The following is a 16703-nucleotide window of genomic DNA, read 5'->3' as shown; positions in this document are numbered from 1 at the left end:
CTAATAGATTCAATGCCAAGTATAGCAATAAACTTAGACTTAATGAGATCTCCTGCTTAAAATTTCTTTACATTTGCTTCGTTGACAAGATTGAAATCGTTAGATTAGTATCGTTATATTACGATCGATACAAAGCGATCGTAATGAAAATCAACAAAATTAACTGGAGACAAACCCATGCCTTTACTTCGTGTTACCCACCAAGCCAATGCCTTCACTGATACTCAAAAGGCTCAACTAGCAGAAGATCTCACCCATGCCATTTTGGTCGCGGAAATCGGTAATGATAATCCCACAGCGCGATCGCTGGCTTATGTCATCTTCCAAGAAATCGATCCGAAAACCTCTTGGTATGTGGGCGGAAAGATTCAAGAGACTGCGCCTCAGGGTGGATACTTTATTTTTGATGTTGTCTATCCTTTCGGAGCAGCCGACCAAACCGCCAAAACTCAATTACACAAAGACATTAACGACATCGTTGCTCGCGTTCTGGAAGTTGATGGCACTTTCCCAAATCGTGCGGGTGACTGGGTTCTGATTCATGAAATTACCGAAGGCAACTGGGGGGTGAGCGGTCAAACCGTAGGCATCAATGATATTCATGCTGTCACTCAGGGTTCTCCCGAACGTATTGACTACTTCAAGCCTTTACTAGTTGCTCAAAAGCATCTGTTCGATACCCATAACTATCCTGCTGGTGCGCCAGGACGTGGTAAGTAAATTCGGATTTTGCTTGGAATGAGGGAGGCTGATATCCCTCTTCGATCGCTTTCTTATCAATCAAACAGAAAATTATGACCAAAAAGTTAGAAGGAAAAGTTGCTCTAGTCACGGGGGCATCTTCAGGAATTGGTGAAGCAACCGCTTTAGCACTGGCGGCTGAAGGAGCAACTGTAGCGATTGCTGCCCGTCGTCTCGATCGCTTAGAAGATCTCGCTCGACGCATTCGCGATAATGGCGGCAACACATTGGCGATCGCCCTTGATGTGGCTGAAGAAAAACAGGTTAACAAAGCGATCGAAACAATCCAGTCAGAATTGGGGAGAATTGATATTCTCGTTAACAATGCTGGGGTAATGCTGCTATCTGCTGTAGATGGAGCGGATACTAAGGAATGGAGGCAGATGGTTGATGTCAATCTTCTGGGATTGATGTACGCCACCCATGCCGTACTGCCCGTGATGAAAACGCAGGGCGGCGGCCATATCGTCAACATTTCTTCCGTCGCTGGGCGTTTCTCCTTCACCAATTGTGCGGTTTACAATGCCACCAAGTTTGGCGTGAATGGTTTCTCCGATGCCCTCCGTCAAGAAGTTTCGCGGGATAAGATTCGCGTTACGATCGTCGAACCTGGGGTTGTAGATACGGAATTGACGACCCACATTACGACAAAAGAGATTAAGGAGCGAGAGCAAAAGCGACTGCAAACTATTACAGCTTTGCAAAGCGATGATATCGCCGACGCAATTGTCTATGCAGTCACACAAAAGCCCCATGTTAATGTCAATGAGATCTTGGTGCGTACTATCGATCAGTAAAGGAGACAGAATCCATGAGTAACCCTTTTCATCGTGGCGAACTAGCCGTACAGGAACGGGCAGGAGTTTTAGCAAAAGCTGAAGTAGATAGTCGATTCATTCGCGATTTTATGCCCGAACAACATCGGGAATTCTTTCCTCAGTTACCTTTTTTGCTAATTGGTGGAGTGGATGAATTAGGTCAACCTTGGGCTTCTATTTTAGAGGGAGATCCAGGCTTTATCTCTTCCCCCGATCCCAAATCCCTGCGGATTGATTCTAATTGTCTTTTTGGTACTCCTTTTACTCTAGAGCCCCAAAAGCCTATTGGTATATTGGGGATCGAGCTACCTACGCGCCGTCGCAATCGGGTAAATGGCATTATTTCTAATTGCGATCGCTCTGGATTCTCGGTTGATGTAATTCAAAGCTTTGGTAACTGCAATAAGTTCATCCAAAAGCGAGATCATCATTTCATTACTGATGCTCAGTTGCCGATCGTGCGTCAATCCCAACATCTGAAGGAAAGCGATCGCGCTTTGATTTGGAATGCTGATACTTTCTTCATTGCCAGTGCCAATCTTGATGAAGACGGAAACATTGAAAGTGTGGATGTTTCCCATCGAGGCGGCAACGTGGGATTTGTGGCGATTGATGGCGATCGGCTTACCATGCCTGATTTCAGTGGCAATAACTTCTTTAATACCTTGGGCAATCTCCAAAACTATCCCAAAGCAGGGCTGTTATTTATCGATTTTGGTTCGGGCGATTTACTCTATGTTGCCGTGACATCAGAAGTAATTTGGGAAGGTGAAGAAGTGCGATCGTTTACAGGTGCACAAAGGCTAGTTCGATTCTATGTCCAAAATGTGCGGCGAGTTTCTGGTTCCTTACGCTTACGCTGGGATGCTCCAGAGTTTTCCCCGCATCTAAAAGCCACTGGTATTTGGTCTGCTTAATCAATCCATTCAATTATTAATCTTAGGAGAAAAATCATGAAAATGTCCATGTATCAAGCTTCGGTTCCCGTATTTATTCGCTCTCTCAATAACCTCGATCGCATTTTGGATAAGGGTGCTGCCTATGCTACTTCCAAAAAGATCGCTCCTTCAGTGCTGGTCGGCGATCGCTTGTTTCCCGATATGTATACTCTCGTCCAGCAAGTTCAGATTGCGACCGATATTTCGCGGATTGGAGTGTCGAGATTGGCAGGTGTTAAGCCTCCAAGTTTTGAAGACAATGAGACAACCTTCGAGCAATTACAAAACCGCATTCGCCGCGCGATCGCCTATCTAGAGACGATCGCGCCCGAACAGGTAGATGGCTCGGAAGACAAGTCGGTGACTTACAATTTTCAAGGGAATTCCATCACGTTACTTGGGATTGAATATTTGCAAAAATCAGTCCTACCTGTGTTCTTTTTTCATGTCACCACTGCCTACAATATTCTGCGCCATAACGGTGTAGAAATTGGTAAAAAGGACTATTTGGGCTTGATTTAAAGAGAGAATTAATTTAACCCGTTAGGCTTGATGGAGGCGATCGCTTATTGATTATTAATCTTTGCGATCGCCAATAATTTTTCGGAACTAATCAACGAAGCCAACCATTTTACTTGCTTAATTCCAGATAGAAACAGATAACTTTTGCTTCCCACCGATAACCTTGATACGGTCAGTGTGCAAGCAAATTGTTATGCCGCCTTTCGCCCGAACGTATAAAAAATGGTAATATCATTCCAAATTCCTTGCTCTGTCTGGAGAGTTTCTAGTTCAGCATCAAATTCAACTCTAGCCTGAGTGAGTTGCTCAGATGAGAGTTGCAACAAGGGATTAGGATGCTGTCCAGGCACAGGGGCTGAACCGTTTCCTGCCCACATCCCTTTGGCACTCTCTAAACTGATGTAGCCGCCATCTTGTTCTGTCTTAATGTCAATTTCCACAAAACCCGCTTGCTTCAACAAATTATGACACTTCTCAACGGTTCCGGTTGGTTTGCTGAATAACAATGAAACGCCATACTTCTCAAGTACCCTTTGTGTCACAACCCCACCGACAAACGCAGTATCTGCAAAGGCATGGAAACCAAGTAATCCTCCAGGTTTAAGAAGTTTATACCAATGTTGTAGTGCACCCGAAAGGTCAGACATCCAAATCAAGGCAGATGAGCAGAAGATACAGTCAAAGGAGTTTTCCAGAAAATTCAGGGCTTCGGCATCTGCAAGCTGAAACTCAACGTTATCCAAACCGAGAATTTCGGCTTTTCGTTTAGCCTGCTCGATCATGCCCGTTGAAATGTCGATCCCAATGACCCGACCTTCAATGCCGACAATTTGAGCCGCTTCGATCGCAAGCATCCCAGTTCCAGTAGCAATATCCAAGACGTGTTGACCCAGACGAAGATGTGCATATTCAACTAAGCGATGAGCAATACGAGGATGCCAGTCACCGTTGTCATAGTTGGCACTCCGACGGCTGTACAAATCTGCAACCTGCTGTTTATAGTCGTCCAGTTCCAGTTGGTTATTCACTGCGCTTTTCCTCCGAATTCTCAGTATGAGCGCTGTAGGTTGGGTTAAGAAGCGCAACCCAATTAGTCGAAATCATAATCCATTGTGGGTTACTGTGATTGCTTTTTGTGAGGTAAAGGGAAAATGGTGATCGCTATCATTCTTGATTTCAAGGCGATCGCCCCAATTATCTATCTATTAAAGGGTTTGCGGTATTGCGATCGCTATTACCGTGAGCCGTGATTTTTAGGCGATCGCATCAACAATCTATCTCCTAAAGGCGATCGCTATTACTGTGAGTCGTGAGTTATAGGCGATCGCTTCAACGATATTTTTCTTTGCGATCGCCTATAGCTTCTCCGAACTCAACCACACAGCAGCATTCTTTTAAAGTTAAAGTGTATCGCGCAATTTCGCCACCATTTCTGTCCGTGCAGAAACCTCTAGCTTCCGAAACATACGCTTTAGGGCTTGTTTAACAGAATTTTGAGTAATCCATAACTCCGCGCCAATTTCGGCATTGGTCAGCCCTTTAGCAGCAAGATTAGCAATTTGAATTTCCCTAGATGTGAGGCGATCAATCATCGGATTGGGAACAAATGATTGTTTTCGCAGTTCGGCAAGACGTGCGGAAAAATGGGTGCAAACTGCCCCTAAACTAGCCAAATCTAACTGATTAAATGCAGGCACATGACCAATACGTGCAAAATTAACTGTCCCGATTAGCTGTCCTTGTCCCACAATTGGACCAGTCATAATATGTTCGTGATCGTAGGTAGAACAGCACCTTTGGTACAGTTCACTCTGCTTCCATGTTCCATCAGGTAAAACCAACTCTTCGTGAGCTGGCGCATGATATTGCACAACATACCGCAACACTGGATCGATAGATTTACCAAACTTTTGATACTGCTCGATAAATGTGTCTGAGACACCATTTGTATCAACACTATCAAACCCATTATCTGGGTTCAATAGATAAATTCCCCAGCGTTGCACTTCAAAATAGTCACTAATGCTGTCCATAAACCTGAGCCGTAACTCTTGTTCGGTCGGAGCAGTAGCGATCGCTTGAAACAACGGATAAAGAGAACGAAGCATAGGCTAAAAGAGTACCCACTTGAGGACTATTGGTATTAACTGTCCTTCCCTACAATCATTCTACAACTAGATGTTTCAAACAACTTAGGGCTATGTCTCACCTACAAATTGGCTTTCTTGTTTATCCAGATGTAATTCAGCTTGACGTGATGGGAGCTTATCAAGTTCTAGCCTTTCCACATAATACCCAAGTGCATTTGATCTGGAAAACCCTGACTCCTATTGTCAGCAACGAAGGTTTGATCCTTACTCCAACCGTAACGCTTGCAAATTGTCCACCTTTGGATGTCATTTGCGTTCCAGGTGGTGGTATGGGACAAATCGAAGTCATGAAAGACGCTGAAATTTTGGACTTTCTGCAACAGCAGTCCAAATCTGCTCAATACGTGACGAGTGTATGCACAGGTTCAATGGTTTTGGCAGCGGCTGGTCTACTGCAAGGCTACAAAGCAACCTGCCATTGGGCTTTTCGAGATCAACTGGCAATGTTGGGCGTTGAAGTTATTCCTCAGCGAGTTGTGATTGACCGAGATCGCATTACAGGAGCTGGCGTTACATCAGGAATTGATTTTGGCTTAACGCTGCTGGGCTTGTTGTGCGGAGAAGAGGTAGCTAAGATGACGCAATTGATGATGGAGTACTCACCTGACCCACCTTTTAATGCAGGTACGCCAGAAACAGCAGCGAAGGAAATCGTGCGACCATTAATGCAGTTTGGCAAACCTCTTATCGATGCCTTCTTGACTCAAACACGAGATACCATGGCTCAACTAAACCTGAAAGGGTGATGCTAATATTGCTTCTTCATAAAAGCGATCACTATTACTGTGAGTCGTGGTTTTTAGGCGATCGCCTCAATTATTTATCTGCTAAAGATTTGCTAAGGGAGATAGCTATTTGATTTGTTTTTTAGTTTATCAGGATTGACAACTGCAAAAATTGACTGGATACGATCGCGCGAAAATTCAAAACTAAAGGTGCTTTGAGGCTTTCCCTCAAAAGAATTTAGAATTCCAAGGCAATCGTTAATTTGAACAATTTTAGGAATGATTTTAGGTAGGATCTTACTGCGTCTAATTGCTACAAGAAAACGCGCTATTTTGTCACAACCCTGTAAAGGTTTTCGCGCAGAGTTCGCCTGACCTCCTCCATCTGACCAGAATATAGCATCATCTGCCATTAGAGAAATAAGACTATGTACATCTCCTTGATTCCAACTGTTTAAAAACTGTTGAATAATTTCTTCTTTTTGTTGTAGAGATAGATTACAACTAGGTCTGCGAAGGATCAGATGTTGACGAGCGCGACGAACAATTTGGCGACAATTCGGAATGTTCTTTCCAACTGTTTTAGCAATATCTGCGTAGTCATAATCAAAAACCTCGCGCAACAAAAAGATAGCTCGTTCGGTTGGCGACAAGCATTCAAGTAGCATTAAAAATGCAAATGATAGGGACTCCGACAATTCGGCATTGTCTTCAAAATCTTTGCTAGATTCAGCGATCAAAGGTTCTGGCAACCAAACACCAACATACTTCTCTCGTTGCACGCGAGCGGAGCGCAACCGATCGATACACAGACGAGTAACGAGACTCGATAGAAATGCTTTTGGAGATTGCACGATTGATTGAGTCAGTTGCCAGCGTATCCATGCTTCTTGCATCATATCTTCAGCATCTGTCGCACTGCCAAGCATTCGATAGGCGATCGCAAATAACAAGGAGCGATATCGAGTAAAAATTTCTAGACGATCCATTTACTACCAATCTCTTGCTAGATCCATAAGTTTAGCTTTCGCAGTTGCGATCTCTTGCTGACGAATTTCGTCTGGCATGAATTGATCGGGAACTGGCACAACCGACACCTCATCAATGCCGATAAACCCAAGCACTGAGAGTAAATAAGTATCGCAAAAATTCATTTTACCAAGGGGAGTTCCCACAACAAAATTTGCCGCACTTGGGGTAATAATGAGAGCTTTTTTACCTCTTGCTAGCCCTTGAAAAGTGTAGGTGACAGGATCGAAAGTAAAGGTTCGATTGATTCGGATAACATTGTCTAAATATGCTTTCAGAGAAGATGGCACACTCAAGTTATACATTGGTACGCCCATCAACAAATAATCTGCCCAAAGTAATTCCTCAATCAATGCCTCTGATTCAGCTAAAGCTGCCATCATTTCTGGCGATCGCTCCTCTGGGGGCATATTGTTTGCTTTTGCCCAAAGTCCTGTTGGATGTTCGGGCGGATTTATCCCGACATCGCGCAGTTTGTGCTGAATATTAGGGCGATCGGTTTGCCAAGCTTGGATAAATTCATTGCTCAGCGTCCTAGAGACAGAATTTTCTTTGCGAACGCTCGATTGAATCTCAAGTAATTTCATAGGTGTTTGTTGTTTACAACGTCTATTCATAAGACGAGGAGCCACCTTTATTTGTGACAACTGCTTTTTGAAAACAAGAATTTAATCAAATAAGATCGCCTCAATTATCTATCTCTTAAAGGGCTTGTTGTAGGTGATCGCCTATTTCAAAGCATAGGTATTCTCGATTATTTTATTATTTTCTAACGGATTCTCACCCAACTCATGGACATGTGCTTCTGACCATGTATAAAGAATTGCCAGAGGTTCGACTAGGGTTTCACCTAGTGGGGTAAGAGAATATTCTACCTGAGGTGGAACCACTGGATAGACAACCCGTTTTACCAATCCACAACCCTCCAATTTTCGCAAATTCTGAATCAGCATCTTGGGTGATACTCCTTCAATAAGCTGTTGAATTTGACTATATCGCTTTGTCCCTTGAGAGAGAGCGTAGATGATCAGAATTGCCCATTTACTGCCAATCCGATCGAGGACTTGTGGCACAGAGCAAGCTGAACTGAACACTTTTTTCTTGGCAAGTGAGGCTTTTGCCTGTTGAACGGATAATGTCTCCACTGCATAGAATCCTTATCTACGACTATTTTCACTATTTGGTGAGTATAGCACTTTTAGGTAAATACTTCCTATTAGATAGTCTCCTATGTTTTGATTAAATCACTCACTTAGGAGACAAAAATAATGAAATTAGCGAACAAGGTAGCTTTAGTAACTGGCGGTAGTAGTGGAATTGGATTGGCGACTGCCAAATTATTCAGTCAAGAAGGCGCACGAGTGATTATTACTGGACGCGATCGCACTTCTTTAGATACAGCAGCGATAGAAATCGGAGGAGATGTCTTAGCACATCAAGCTGATGTAGAGGATTTAGAGCAGATTGACAACCTTTACAAAGCGATCACAGAAAAATTTGGCAAGATTGATGTTCTATTCGCAAATGCTGGGATGGGAAGATTTACATCATTGGAAGCTACGACCGAAGCCATTTATGACGAAGTGTTTTCAATCAATCTAAAAGGACTATACTTTACTGTTCAAAAATCTCTTGCTCATCTCAACGATTGTGCTGCTATCGTTCTCAATACCTCTTTCATCGGTAGTCTTGGCCTTCCAAATACCAGCGTTGTATCAGCCAGCAAAGCTGCTGTGAGATCTCTAGCCAGAACATTTTCTGCGGAGCTAATTGATCGTGGAATCCGAGTGAATGCAATCAGTCCTGGTGCAATTGCCACTCCTTTTCACAGTAAAACTGGACTGTCTCAGGAGACTGTTGAAGCAAACGCACAGAAATTCATCGCGCAAATTCCAATGAAACGATTTGGCACTTCTGAAGAAATTGCAAAAGCAGTTTTGTTCCTGAGTACATCAGATTCTAGCTACATTTTGGGTGCTGAAATTGCCGTCGATGGAGGTATCAGTCAACTTTAGACCATCACTGGACGAGCATGACAAAATAAATACATATAGATCCCAAGAACATAACAAGCAAAAACCATTATGAATAGAAACTTTACGAATGACGTTATTGCTCGATTAGCTGAGCTAGGTCTGGAACTACCTCAGAACCCACCGTCCCCTGCTGGTGACTACGCACCATTTAGACTGCATGCTGGAATTGGTTTCCTTTCTGCTCAAACTTCAGGTTACGATGGCAAGTTTAGCGGTCAAGTTGGAAGCGTTCTAACACTTACGCAAGGACAGGAAGCAGCACAAAAAGCTGCACTAAATGCTCTTTCGCGGATTCATCAAGCGCTTGACGGTTTTGATCGTTTGATCGGATTGTTACATGTTGCTGGGCATGTTTGCTCAGCTCCAGATTTTTTCGATCAACCAGAAGTGCTTGATGGTGCTTCCCGTGTTTTTAACCATGTGCTTGGCGATCGAGGTCTACACTCTCGCACGGCTTACGCACAGACACATTTACCCAAGCACATTACTATCGAATTGGAAATCACGTTTGCCTATCGTGAAATACTTCACATTTAGGTGGCTCAGTATTGACTACATGACATTCCTCAAGGCTTGGAGGTCATGCCGCTTATTTGCGATCGCTAATAATGTGAGTCATGATTTCTATGTGATCGCCTCAACAATCTATCTTCTAAAGGCGATCGCTATATTCCTCTTTCTAAAATCGAATATGACGTATTTGAACGATCATCCGCTTTAAAGGGCGAAAAATTGGATGCCAAGTTGGAGGATTTATATTAAGCCCTGCGTAATAAGCAATTTCTTCAGCAACAACCTCAACTCCTTTCCCCTCTGTGTTGAGATGAAAAGCAAACTTCTCATCTGATAAACATTCTAAGCATCGATCTAGTTGACGTGCATTCCAAGAATTACTTCCATCACCCCTTCGTCTCAACCTACGAAGAATCGTATCGCGAGATGCAAGCAAAGTAAAATGATACACCTGCAACCCATAACTTTTCAATGCTCGAACAGTTTGATCGTAATAGATAGGCTCGACTATTGTCATTGGAACGATAATAGTCCCTTCAAAATTCTCAGCAACATATCGCAGCCCTTGACAGGTAAATTCGCGCCAGATAGGGTGGTTTTGAAAATCTCCTACTCGAACATCTAGCGGAACGATTTTGTCAAGAAAAAAACCTATTTGTTCGGGGTCAAACACAAAACTATTAGGAATGCGACTATGTAACTCAAAGGCAGTCTGAGTTTTGCCAACACCAAAGGCTCCATTTAACCAAATAATCATTTGTGGTAATAATGTTCTCAAAACAACAATTATCTAGTACCAATCTTCACAAATTATTGCAAACTGCTATTCTAACTCTATGTTATTGAGAATTATTTTGATCGTCTCAATAATTTATCTTCATAAATGAGATCGCTATTACTACAAGTCGTGATTTCTAGGCGATCGCATTTTATGCTTTTAAAGGTGCTATTTCTTCGCCGCGATAATAACTCCACTAGCCCAACTTATTTTAATTACACTCAAATCACTACGTTTCTCTAACTCTGTAATCAGTGCACTTACCTTTAACTCATGACCCTCTGGCCAGTTACTTTGAGGCAGCATGTCGTCAATAATATACAGCCCTCCAGACTTTAAGCATTGCAGTGCTTCCTCGAAATGAGTGTATTTCCCAGCCCATGTATCTGCAAATATCATGTCAAAGAGTTGTTTACTGTTACTTAACTTCTCTATAAGAGCGTCGCCATCTTCCACCTGAAATTCTACTCTTGAGTCCTTGCCAAGATGCTCTTGGGCAATAGCAACAAGCGCAGCATCATTGTCAACTGTCAATAGCGTTGATTGCAAATCCATTCCACTCAAAATCCATGCTGTTGAGACTCCCGTTCCAGTACCAAGTTCTAGAAATCGACCAGATGGTTTACTCACTGCTAAAGTTCTTAGTAACGCCCCAACTAGAGGTTCTGACACCATCTGAAATCCAATTTTTTCAGTCTTTATTAAAATATCTTGAACAATTTTGGGGATCTTAATGTTTTCTATGTCATGCATTATATTAATACTCTTTCATCCTTGAATTGGCGATCTTCATCTGATTATCTGCTACATTGCAACTGTGTCAAGTTTTATAATATTAAGTTGTTGCTATACAATCAGTTCTAAAATAATCAATATCACTAGAGTTGGTGGCGATCGCTATTACTATGAGTCGCGATCTCTAGGCGATCGCCTATCTGTTAAAGGGTTTGCTGGAGGCGATCGCTATAACTGTGATTCGTGATTTTTAGGCGATCGCCTCAACAATCTATCTTCTAAAGGTTTACGGTATGCGATCGCTAGTGCTGTAAATTAGGAGTTCTAGGCGATCGCTTGCTCTTGTAGGACTTTTGCTTGCATTGCTGGCAATTATGATGGGTTTCAAGCTGAATCGATTCATGGGATGTACGTAATTCGTAGGAAACAAGCACAATTCCTGTAAACAAAATCCCAATCCCAATTAGGAAAACCACCAATACAAGTTGAGATAACCAGCCAACATCTGTTGTAACTGCAATTGCAATCACAAGCATATCCAATATTTGTGTCAGAATAGCAAGATAAACCAATCCCAAAACGTCATGCAGTATGTGATGACGATGGAATAAATGTGGTAAGAGATGGTGCTCTAAATGATGTAAGCGATCGGCTTTGAGCGCTAGTTGAGAATCTAAATTCTCAGGAAGTTCAGTTTTAATGCTATTTTGGCTCAAATCTGTTTCTAATAAACTGATAATCCAGTGATTCACCTGGCGTATACGTTCCTCTAGGGAGTTATAGTGAGCAATTAATCCATTCTGCATAATGCTACAAGCTGTAATCATTACAACAGGGGCAATAATCAGTCCTATAGTTTTAACAACTGCTTCGCTTGGCATGGTTTGAACTTTCAATCGAGATTAATATTTGGCTAAGATTTTAGCGTGGATGGAACAAATTCCATTTAATTGAGCCAATGTCAACCGAAAAGCTCATAGCGTTTACTTCACTTGATAGTCCTAAGAGAGCAAACACATTTAGTCAAAAAAGCCCTGCTGAGAAAGGCTTTGGTTTTCTGGCTTCAAAATCCAAAAACAAGTTAAACCTTTTTTCAGCAAGCGTTTTAAAAATAAGATGTGGTTACCCTGTTGTATATGCCACCACCTATTCTTGTAATTAGATCTTGAAGTTTAACGATTTCCCACTCTTGAAATACGAGGATCGGTGACGAGGACCAGAAGCAGCACGATCGCACCGTTAGCAAAGTAAAACCAACGAATCAATCCTTCAAACCCAAACAAAAATGGTGCGACGAGAAAAGCAACCCCAGCAACTGCATCTAGGATTAAATGAATGTTAAAAGGAATCCACTTCACAAGACTCAGTCCATAATCGGTGATAAGACTGTAGGTGACTAGTAGAACTCCAGCCGCAACTGATAGCCATAAAGCCAGTGGTGATGTTGTTTGGAAGTTAAGTGCCAATGGGACTGAAATTAGAACAATGGCAGCAGCATAGTCTAAAATTCCGTGTAAAGAACCGCTGATAAAACGAATGGTATCCATATCAAATCCTCCCGAAATTCGGGTACAACAAAAATCAGTCAATGAAAATTAGTTAGTTTAAATCATTCGAGGAAAATCACCTTAATGGAGAAAATCATCGGGGAACATCGCCATCTACTTAACGATCGCCTTGCCCATCATGCTGGGATGAATAGCGCAATGATAGGATTGAATGCCCAGAGTATTAAACGCGATCGCTTTGCTTTCTCCTGACTTCAGTCGTCCTGTCCCCACAAAACCTTCTCCAGAATCTGGATCGACCGTGTGAGGTGCATCATCCTTATTGATAAATGTAACGATGGTGCCTTGCTTGATCTCGATCTCGGCGGGCGTAAACTGAAAGCCTTCGATCGTTACTGTAATTGAGTTAGCACTATACGAACAGATCGCCCCGATGAAGATGACAAGCGCGATCACCACAATAAACAACCCAAAGGACTGGAGTCTACGAGTAAATCTTAAGGATAGAAATGAGGTAGTCATATTAACTCCTTTTATACTTTTAGAATCCAAGCATCGCGAGTATCGGCACTCACAAAGGAAGCGGGGATGTATTCAATTTTTGTGCCAAGCGCAATGAAGGCTGCACGAATCGCTGTAGCATGGGATGCCTCTACTGGGGCGATCGTACCTGCTGCTGCAATCAGAGCGGAGCTTTTGAACTTGCTAAAGGCACCGATATAAGCGAGAGCGGCATCCACTTCCAAAGCAAGAGCCAGCTTGGCAATGTTGACATCGCTATCCAGATTTCCTTCCCCAGCTTGGATGTAGCTGGATAGATCGTAGCTTTCCTTCGCAGCGACAGGCGTGCCTCCCAGTTGCTTTACCAGAGCTAACAGAGCATCGCGATGTTTAATGTGATCGGCACGGTTGCGCAGTCCCAAGGCTAAAACTGTCTTTCCAACAGCCGTTTGACTTAGTTTTCCGCCTGCAACTCCGTATGCCCAAATCCCTTGATTCTCTAGGTCAATGGCGGCATTGAGAATTGCTAAATCTCCCGATTCCGCATGACTGGGAAGTGCAGAAACGAGGAGTGCGGTTGAAACGCTAGCGATCGTGCCACCAACTACAAAGCCTCGACGAGTGAATGTCTTAATGAATTGAGAAGTCGGTTTTGATGATTTCATAATAAATCCTAATATTTTGTAATTTGAACTTGCAAAAAAAATCTTGGCAGGAATAATATCAATTTAAGTCTTTGAATTGATTGAATTGATTGAATTGATTGATTACGAGATGAATTGTAATAAAAAAGCAGATGCTCGCAATACTCCATCCAAGTATGATTATTTCGTCTTTTCGCCTAGCTCCTATAGTTGCTTTTGCCATGAGTTAGGGTTGCAAAAGCATTGCGAGAAATGGGTTTCCCGCTTCCATATTGATCGATTACCACTCGGTTCCACGAAAAGGATAGTCATGGTGAACGATGTAGTCCAATCCTCGTAAGAGAATACTCAAATCGGGACGAGCAAAAGGATGAGTGCCAATATTGGCATAGTAAAGACGACCATCGGGCTTGATGATGAAAGTGGCAGGCTCGCTGAAGATCGCTGGTTCGCTCTCAAAGTGTTCCTTACTGATATAGAGACCCCATCGGTGCATATCATCTGGGGTTAAACCATAGCCGATCGCCAAATTCTCGATCTTACTGACGGCTTTGAATTCCTGCGCCCGTTCTAATGTATCGCCGCTGATGGCAATCACATTTACGCCAATTCGGTTGAATTCAGCCAGTTGTTTGTCTACATTGGCAACGTATTCTTGACAGAAAGGGCAATGAAGACCACGATAAAACACGAGCGCAATGTATTTGTCAGTAGGCTGTTTTGCTAAGTTCCAAACATTGCCATCGAGGGTTTTCACCTCCAGACTAGGCGCAGGATGCCCCATGATTAGTTTGGGCGAGGTTGTTCTTTCAATTTGTGTAGTCATGAGCCAATCTCCAATTGCATTTGAATAACTGTTTTTAAAGACTTGGGTTTGGTGGATTTCTCATTTGCCCTAGTCGATGTATTCATACTGCGGGATGTTAAACTATTTAGCAAGACTATATTAACGATAGAAGCTATAAAGGATATCAATAGATGGATTTATATCAGGTACGTTACTTTTTGACGATCGCCGAGACTGGAAATTTTTCGCGAGCAGCCGAGCGTCTATATTTATCCCAGCCTTCTCTGTCAACGGGCATTAAGAAATTGGAGCAGGAATTAGGGGTTTCCCTATTTGAGCGCGGTGGGCGACGCACGGTTTTAACGCAAGCAGGGCGTTCTTTCTTGGAGAAAGCGACAATCATCATGGCGCAGTATCAAGCGGCGCTACACGAACTGAAGGGATTTCACGAACAGCCAATTTTAAGGCTCGGTGCGCTCACAACCATACGGGTTGCGGAGTTAGCGGAATTGGTTAGCAGGTTTCAGCAGGATTGCCCTAGCGTAACCATTGAATTGCGGGATGGGACGCAAGAAAAATTGCGGGATTGGTTAGAAGAAGGAGAAGTTGATGTGGCGCTAACGGTTTTGGGCGATCGCGAAGAACCGCAATCCTCGTTCGCGCTTTTTAGTCAATCCTTGCAGTTAGCAGTACCGCTTAATCATCCCTTTGCCCAACGAACTTCTGTACGCCTGATGGAATTAGACGGACAACCATTTATTGATCGCATCAATTGCGAATTTGCCGAAAGGGAGTGCGATATTCTGGAAGCGAAGAATATTCATCCTAAGGTAATCTATCGCGCTAGTCGAGAAGAATGGGTGATCTCTTGGATAAAGGCGGGGCTGGGAATTAGCGTTATGCCAAAATGGCGCGGTCTAACTGGTATTGTCTATATTCCAATTGTTGATTTAGATTTTCAACGAACGATTGGCATCAAGTGGCGACAGCAGCAAAGTTCGGAAATTGTGGAGCGTTTTTGTCATTATGCGGCAAGTCATAATTGGGAGGTGGATTAGGTGCGATCGCCTCAATTATCTATCTGCTAAAGGGTTTGCTGGAGGCGATCGCTAGTCTTACAGAAAAATTATAAAAGGATAGGCTCCCCTAAAAAATCTTCGTATCCAAGCTTGAACTTTTGTTTTGCCTTCTCCTCTACGATACTACCGTGAGCCATAATTACTCGCTCGAAATCCCAGTTTAAAATTTTCACAACCGATCGCCTTACTCGCTCTTTTTCAGTCGTTGCAACTCGCTCTAAAAGGGATGGACTCAAATTTTTGTAGCCACCAATCAATCTAGCGGCAAATTGTGTCAGGGCTGGAAAGCTCTCATCAAAGTTAAAAGCGGCATCAGTCAAGATTAAAGTACGGGTTGCAGTATGAAAGAACACCCATTCATTCAGTGGGACAAACCCGCGTAAATCCAGCGTTTTAAACCCATCAAAAAACATAGGTTCTAGCCCATCCCATAAAACATCATCATCAATCCCGATTGTACGATCGATTGAAAAGTTGGGCTTTTTAAGATTCAATCCCGATGTCGCCCAGAATATTGCTTTTGGATATAATTTTTTGAAATCTTCGGCGAATAAATAGTGATACAGATTGGGAGCGATGATATGCCCAACTTCTCCGAGTTTACCAATCTGAGCGACCATTTCTGGAGTTGGTCGAATCGGTGAAATAACGGCTAAATCTCCTTGAGAAAGGCGAATAATCGTCATTCTCGTGCCAACATTCAGCCCAAAATATCGTAATGGCTGTTCCGCAACCCATATATCGCGATCTAATTCTCTGATCATGATGCTTTTAAACTATAGATATTCTAGATGAACGATCGCCAAACTATAACTAGCAAAGCTCCCAACGCAACAAAATAAGCCAACGATCTTAAGCCGACAATCCCGAAGATATAGGTCAAGCTATGGAGAATTCGACTGGTTACGATGACTATTGCCGCAATCCCAGTTATCGCATCTGTCTTTCCCATAACTTGAGCGCTGAGGATGACAATGGCGATCGCCGCGAGGTTATCGTGATGATTTCTTTGTGCGCGATCGGCTCTTTCTACCCATGCAGGTACATCGGGCGAGGTTTCGCGATTTCCCATCCCCCATGCTACGTTGGAACGAAGGACACGGGCAATCGCAGGGGTGTGATTGAGGGCGATCCCCCATAGGGCGAGGATTGTTAATGATGTTAAATCCGAGTTCATCGCAAGATCGATCTAAATTGCC

Annotated in this window: 23 protein-coding genes; 9 read left to right on the top strand and 14 right to left on the bottom strand. The window is 43.0% G+C overall.

What is annotated here, in order from left to right; translation table 11 throughout:
• Positions 1-177 precede the first annotated feature (177 nt).
• The 4 genes from PseudUWO311_RS07140 to PseudUWO311_RS07125 all read left to right on the top strand — a co-directional run bounded on the left by PseudUWO311_RS07140 (position 178) and on the right by PseudUWO311_RS07125 (position 3019).
• Complete coding sequence (locus PseudUWO311_RS07140; RefSeq protein ID WP_142654513.1) at positions 178-720, top strand: tautomerase family protein; 543 nt, start codon at positions 178-180, stop codon at positions 718-720.
• A gap of 74 nt (positions 721-794) precedes the next feature.
• Positions 795-1538 carry an SDR family NAD(P)-dependent oxidoreductase gene (locus PseudUWO311_RS07135; RefSeq protein WP_142654512.1) on the top strand — a complete coding sequence of 248 codons (744 nt, stop codon included), beginning with the start codon at positions 795-797 and terminating at the stop codon, positions 1536-1538.
• A 14-nt stretch (positions 1539-1552) separates the two neighbouring features.
• A complete protein-coding gene (locus PseudUWO311_RS07130; protein ID WP_142654511.1) occupies positions 1553-2476 on the top strand; it encodes a pyridoxamine 5'-phosphate oxidase family protein in 924 nt (307 codons plus the stop codon).
• 36 nt (positions 2477-2512) lie between these two features.
• Positions 2513-3019, top strand: a complete 507-nt coding sequence (locus PseudUWO311_RS07125; protein ID WP_142654510.1) for a DUF1993 family protein — start codon at positions 2513-2515, stop codon at positions 3017-3019.
• 191 nt (positions 3020-3210) lie between these two features.
• On the opposite strand, the gene PseudUWO311_RS07120 is transcribed toward PseudUWO311_RS07125, so the two are convergent.
• Both PseudUWO311_RS07120 and PseudUWO311_RS07115 read right to left on the bottom strand, forming a co-directional pair.
• The gene (locus PseudUWO311_RS07120; RefSeq protein WP_142654509.1) at positions 3211-4047 is read right to left on the bottom strand and encodes a class I SAM-dependent methyltransferase; all 837 of its coding nucleotides are present in this window, start codon (positions 4045-4047) and stop codon (positions 3211-3213) included.
• A 372-nt stretch (positions 4048-4419) separates the two neighbouring features.
• Positions 4420-5127, bottom strand: a complete 708-nt coding sequence (locus PseudUWO311_RS07115; protein ID WP_142654508.1) for a LuxR C-terminal-related transcriptional regulator — start codon at positions 5125-5127, stop codon at positions 4420-4422.
• Positions 5128-5219: 92 nt separating this feature from the next.
• On the opposite strand from PseudUWO311_RS07115, the gene PseudUWO311_RS07110 reads away from it, so the two are divergent.
• Complete coding sequence (locus PseudUWO311_RS07110; RefSeq protein ID WP_142654507.1) at positions 5220-5915, top strand: DJ-1/PfpI family protein; 696 nt, start codon at positions 5220-5222, stop codon at positions 5913-5915.
• Positions 5916-6007: 92 nt separating this feature from the next.
• Here PseudUWO311_RS07110 and PseudUWO311_RS07105 read toward each other — a convergent pair whose 3' ends face one another.
• The 3 genes from PseudUWO311_RS07105 to PseudUWO311_RS07095 all read right to left on the bottom strand — a co-directional run bounded on the left by PseudUWO311_RS07105 (position 6008) and on the right by PseudUWO311_RS07095 (position 8068).
• Complete coding sequence (locus PseudUWO311_RS07105; protein ID WP_142654506.1) at positions 6008-6883, bottom strand: RNA polymerase sigma-70 factor; 876 nt, start codon at positions 6881-6883, stop codon at positions 6008-6010.
• 3 nt (positions 6884-6886) lie between these two features.
• Positions 6887-7510 (bottom strand): FMN-dependent NADH-azoreductase, encoded by a 624-nt coding sequence (locus PseudUWO311_RS07100; protein ID WP_142654505.1) that lies wholly within the window; start codon positions 7508-7510, stop codon positions 6887-6889.
• A 141-nt stretch (positions 7511-7651) separates the two neighbouring features.
• Entirely contained in the window at positions 7652-8068 is a 417-nt protein-coding gene (locus PseudUWO311_RS07095) for a winged helix-turn-helix transcriptional regulator (RefSeq protein WP_142654504.1), read from the bottom strand.
• Between the two features lie 123 nt (positions 8069-8191).
• On the opposite strand from PseudUWO311_RS07095, the gene PseudUWO311_RS07090 reads away from it, so the two are divergent.
• Both PseudUWO311_RS07090 and PseudUWO311_RS07085 read left to right on the top strand, forming a co-directional pair.
• Entirely contained in the window at positions 8192-8938 is a 747-nt protein-coding gene (locus PseudUWO311_RS07090; protein WP_142654503.1) for an SDR family oxidoreductase, read from the top strand.
• Positions 8939-9007: 69 nt separating this feature from the next.
• Positions 9008-9496 (top strand): RidA family protein, encoded by a 489-nt coding sequence (locus tag PseudUWO311_RS07085; RefSeq protein ID WP_142654502.1) that lies wholly within the window; start codon positions 9008-9010, stop codon positions 9494-9496.
• A gap of 142 nt (positions 9497-9638) precedes the next feature.
• Here PseudUWO311_RS07085 and PseudUWO311_RS07080 read toward each other — a convergent pair whose 3' ends face one another.
• Positions 9639-10229, bottom strand: coding sequence for an AAA family ATPase (locus tag PseudUWO311_RS07080; RefSeq protein ID WP_142654501.1), 591 nt, complete (start codon positions 10227-10229; stop codon positions 9639-9641).
• A 189-nt stretch (positions 10230-10418) separates the two neighbouring features.
• The gene (locus PseudUWO311_RS07075; RefSeq protein ID WP_142654500.1) at positions 10419-11003 is read right to left on the bottom strand and encodes an O-methyltransferase; all 585 of its coding nucleotides are present in this window, start codon (positions 11001-11003) and stop codon (positions 10419-10421) included.
• 64 nt (positions 11004-11067) lie between these two features.
• Between PseudUWO311_RS07075 and PseudUWO311_RS23950 the strand changes: the two genes are divergently transcribed.
• Positions 11068-11232 carry a hypothetical protein gene (locus tag PseudUWO311_RS23950; protein ID WP_190303426.1) on the top strand — a complete coding sequence of 55 codons (165 nt, stop codon included), beginning with the start codon at positions 11068-11070 and terminating at the stop codon, positions 11230-11232.
• Between the two features lie 55 nt (positions 11233-11287).
• On the opposite strand, the gene PseudUWO311_RS07070 is transcribed toward PseudUWO311_RS23950, so the two are convergent.
• The 5 genes from PseudUWO311_RS07070 to PseudUWO311_RS07050 form a co-directional block, all read right to left on the bottom strand.
• On the bottom strand, positions 11288-11866 hold the full coding sequence (locus PseudUWO311_RS07070) for a DUF2721 domain-containing protein (RefSeq protein WP_142654499.1): 579 nt from the start codon (positions 11864-11866) through the stop codon (positions 11288-11290).
• Positions 11867-12157: 291 nt separating this feature from the next.
• The gene (locus PseudUWO311_RS07065; RefSeq protein WP_142654498.1) at positions 12158-12532 is read right to left on the bottom strand and encodes a hypothetical protein; all 375 of its coding nucleotides are present in this window, start codon (positions 12530-12532) and stop codon (positions 12158-12160) included.
• 114 nt (positions 12533-12646) lie between these two features.
• Entirely contained in the window at positions 12647-13015 is a 369-nt protein-coding gene (locus PseudUWO311_RS07060) for a plastocyanin/azurin family copper-binding protein (RefSeq protein ID WP_142654497.1), read from the bottom strand.
• A gap of 11 nt (positions 13016-13026) precedes the next feature.
• On the bottom strand, positions 13027-13659 hold the full coding sequence (locus PseudUWO311_RS07055; protein WP_142654496.1) for a DUF4439 domain-containing protein: 633 nt from the start codon (positions 13657-13659) through the stop codon (positions 13027-13029).
• 259 nt (positions 13660-13918) lie between these two features.
• Positions 13919-14464, bottom strand: a complete 546-nt coding sequence (locus tag PseudUWO311_RS07050; RefSeq protein WP_142654495.1) for a peroxiredoxin-like family protein — start codon at positions 14462-14464, stop codon at positions 13919-13921.
• Between the two features lie 152 nt (positions 14465-14616).
• On the opposite strand from PseudUWO311_RS07050, the gene PseudUWO311_RS07045 reads away from it, so the two are divergent.
• Positions 14617-15483 carry a LysR family transcriptional regulator gene (locus PseudUWO311_RS07045; protein WP_142654494.1) on the top strand — a complete coding sequence of 289 codons (867 nt, stop codon included), beginning with the start codon at positions 14617-14619 and terminating at the stop codon, positions 15481-15483.
• A 68-nt stretch (positions 15484-15551) separates the two neighbouring features.
• On the opposite strand, the gene PseudUWO311_RS07040 is transcribed toward PseudUWO311_RS07045, so the two are convergent.
• Positions 15552-16268, bottom strand: coding sequence for a DUF4336 domain-containing protein (locus tag PseudUWO311_RS07040; RefSeq protein ID WP_142654493.1), 717 nt, complete (start codon positions 16266-16268; stop codon positions 15552-15554).
• A gap of 23 nt (positions 16269-16291) precedes the next feature.
• The gene (locus tag PseudUWO311_RS07035) at positions 16292-16681 is read right to left on the bottom strand and encodes an MAPEG family protein (RefSeq protein WP_142654492.1); all 390 of its coding nucleotides are present in this window, start codon (positions 16679-16681) and stop codon (positions 16292-16294) included.
• Positions 16682-16703 lie beyond the last annotated feature (22 nt).

This window comes from Pseudanabaena sp. UWO311 (genome assembly GCF_006937785.1).
Classification (GTDB): domain Bacteria; phylum Cyanobacteriota; class Cyanobacteriia; order Pseudanabaenales; family Pseudanabaenaceae; genus Pseudanabaena.
This window is presented reverse-complemented; position numbering and strand designations above follow the sequence as displayed.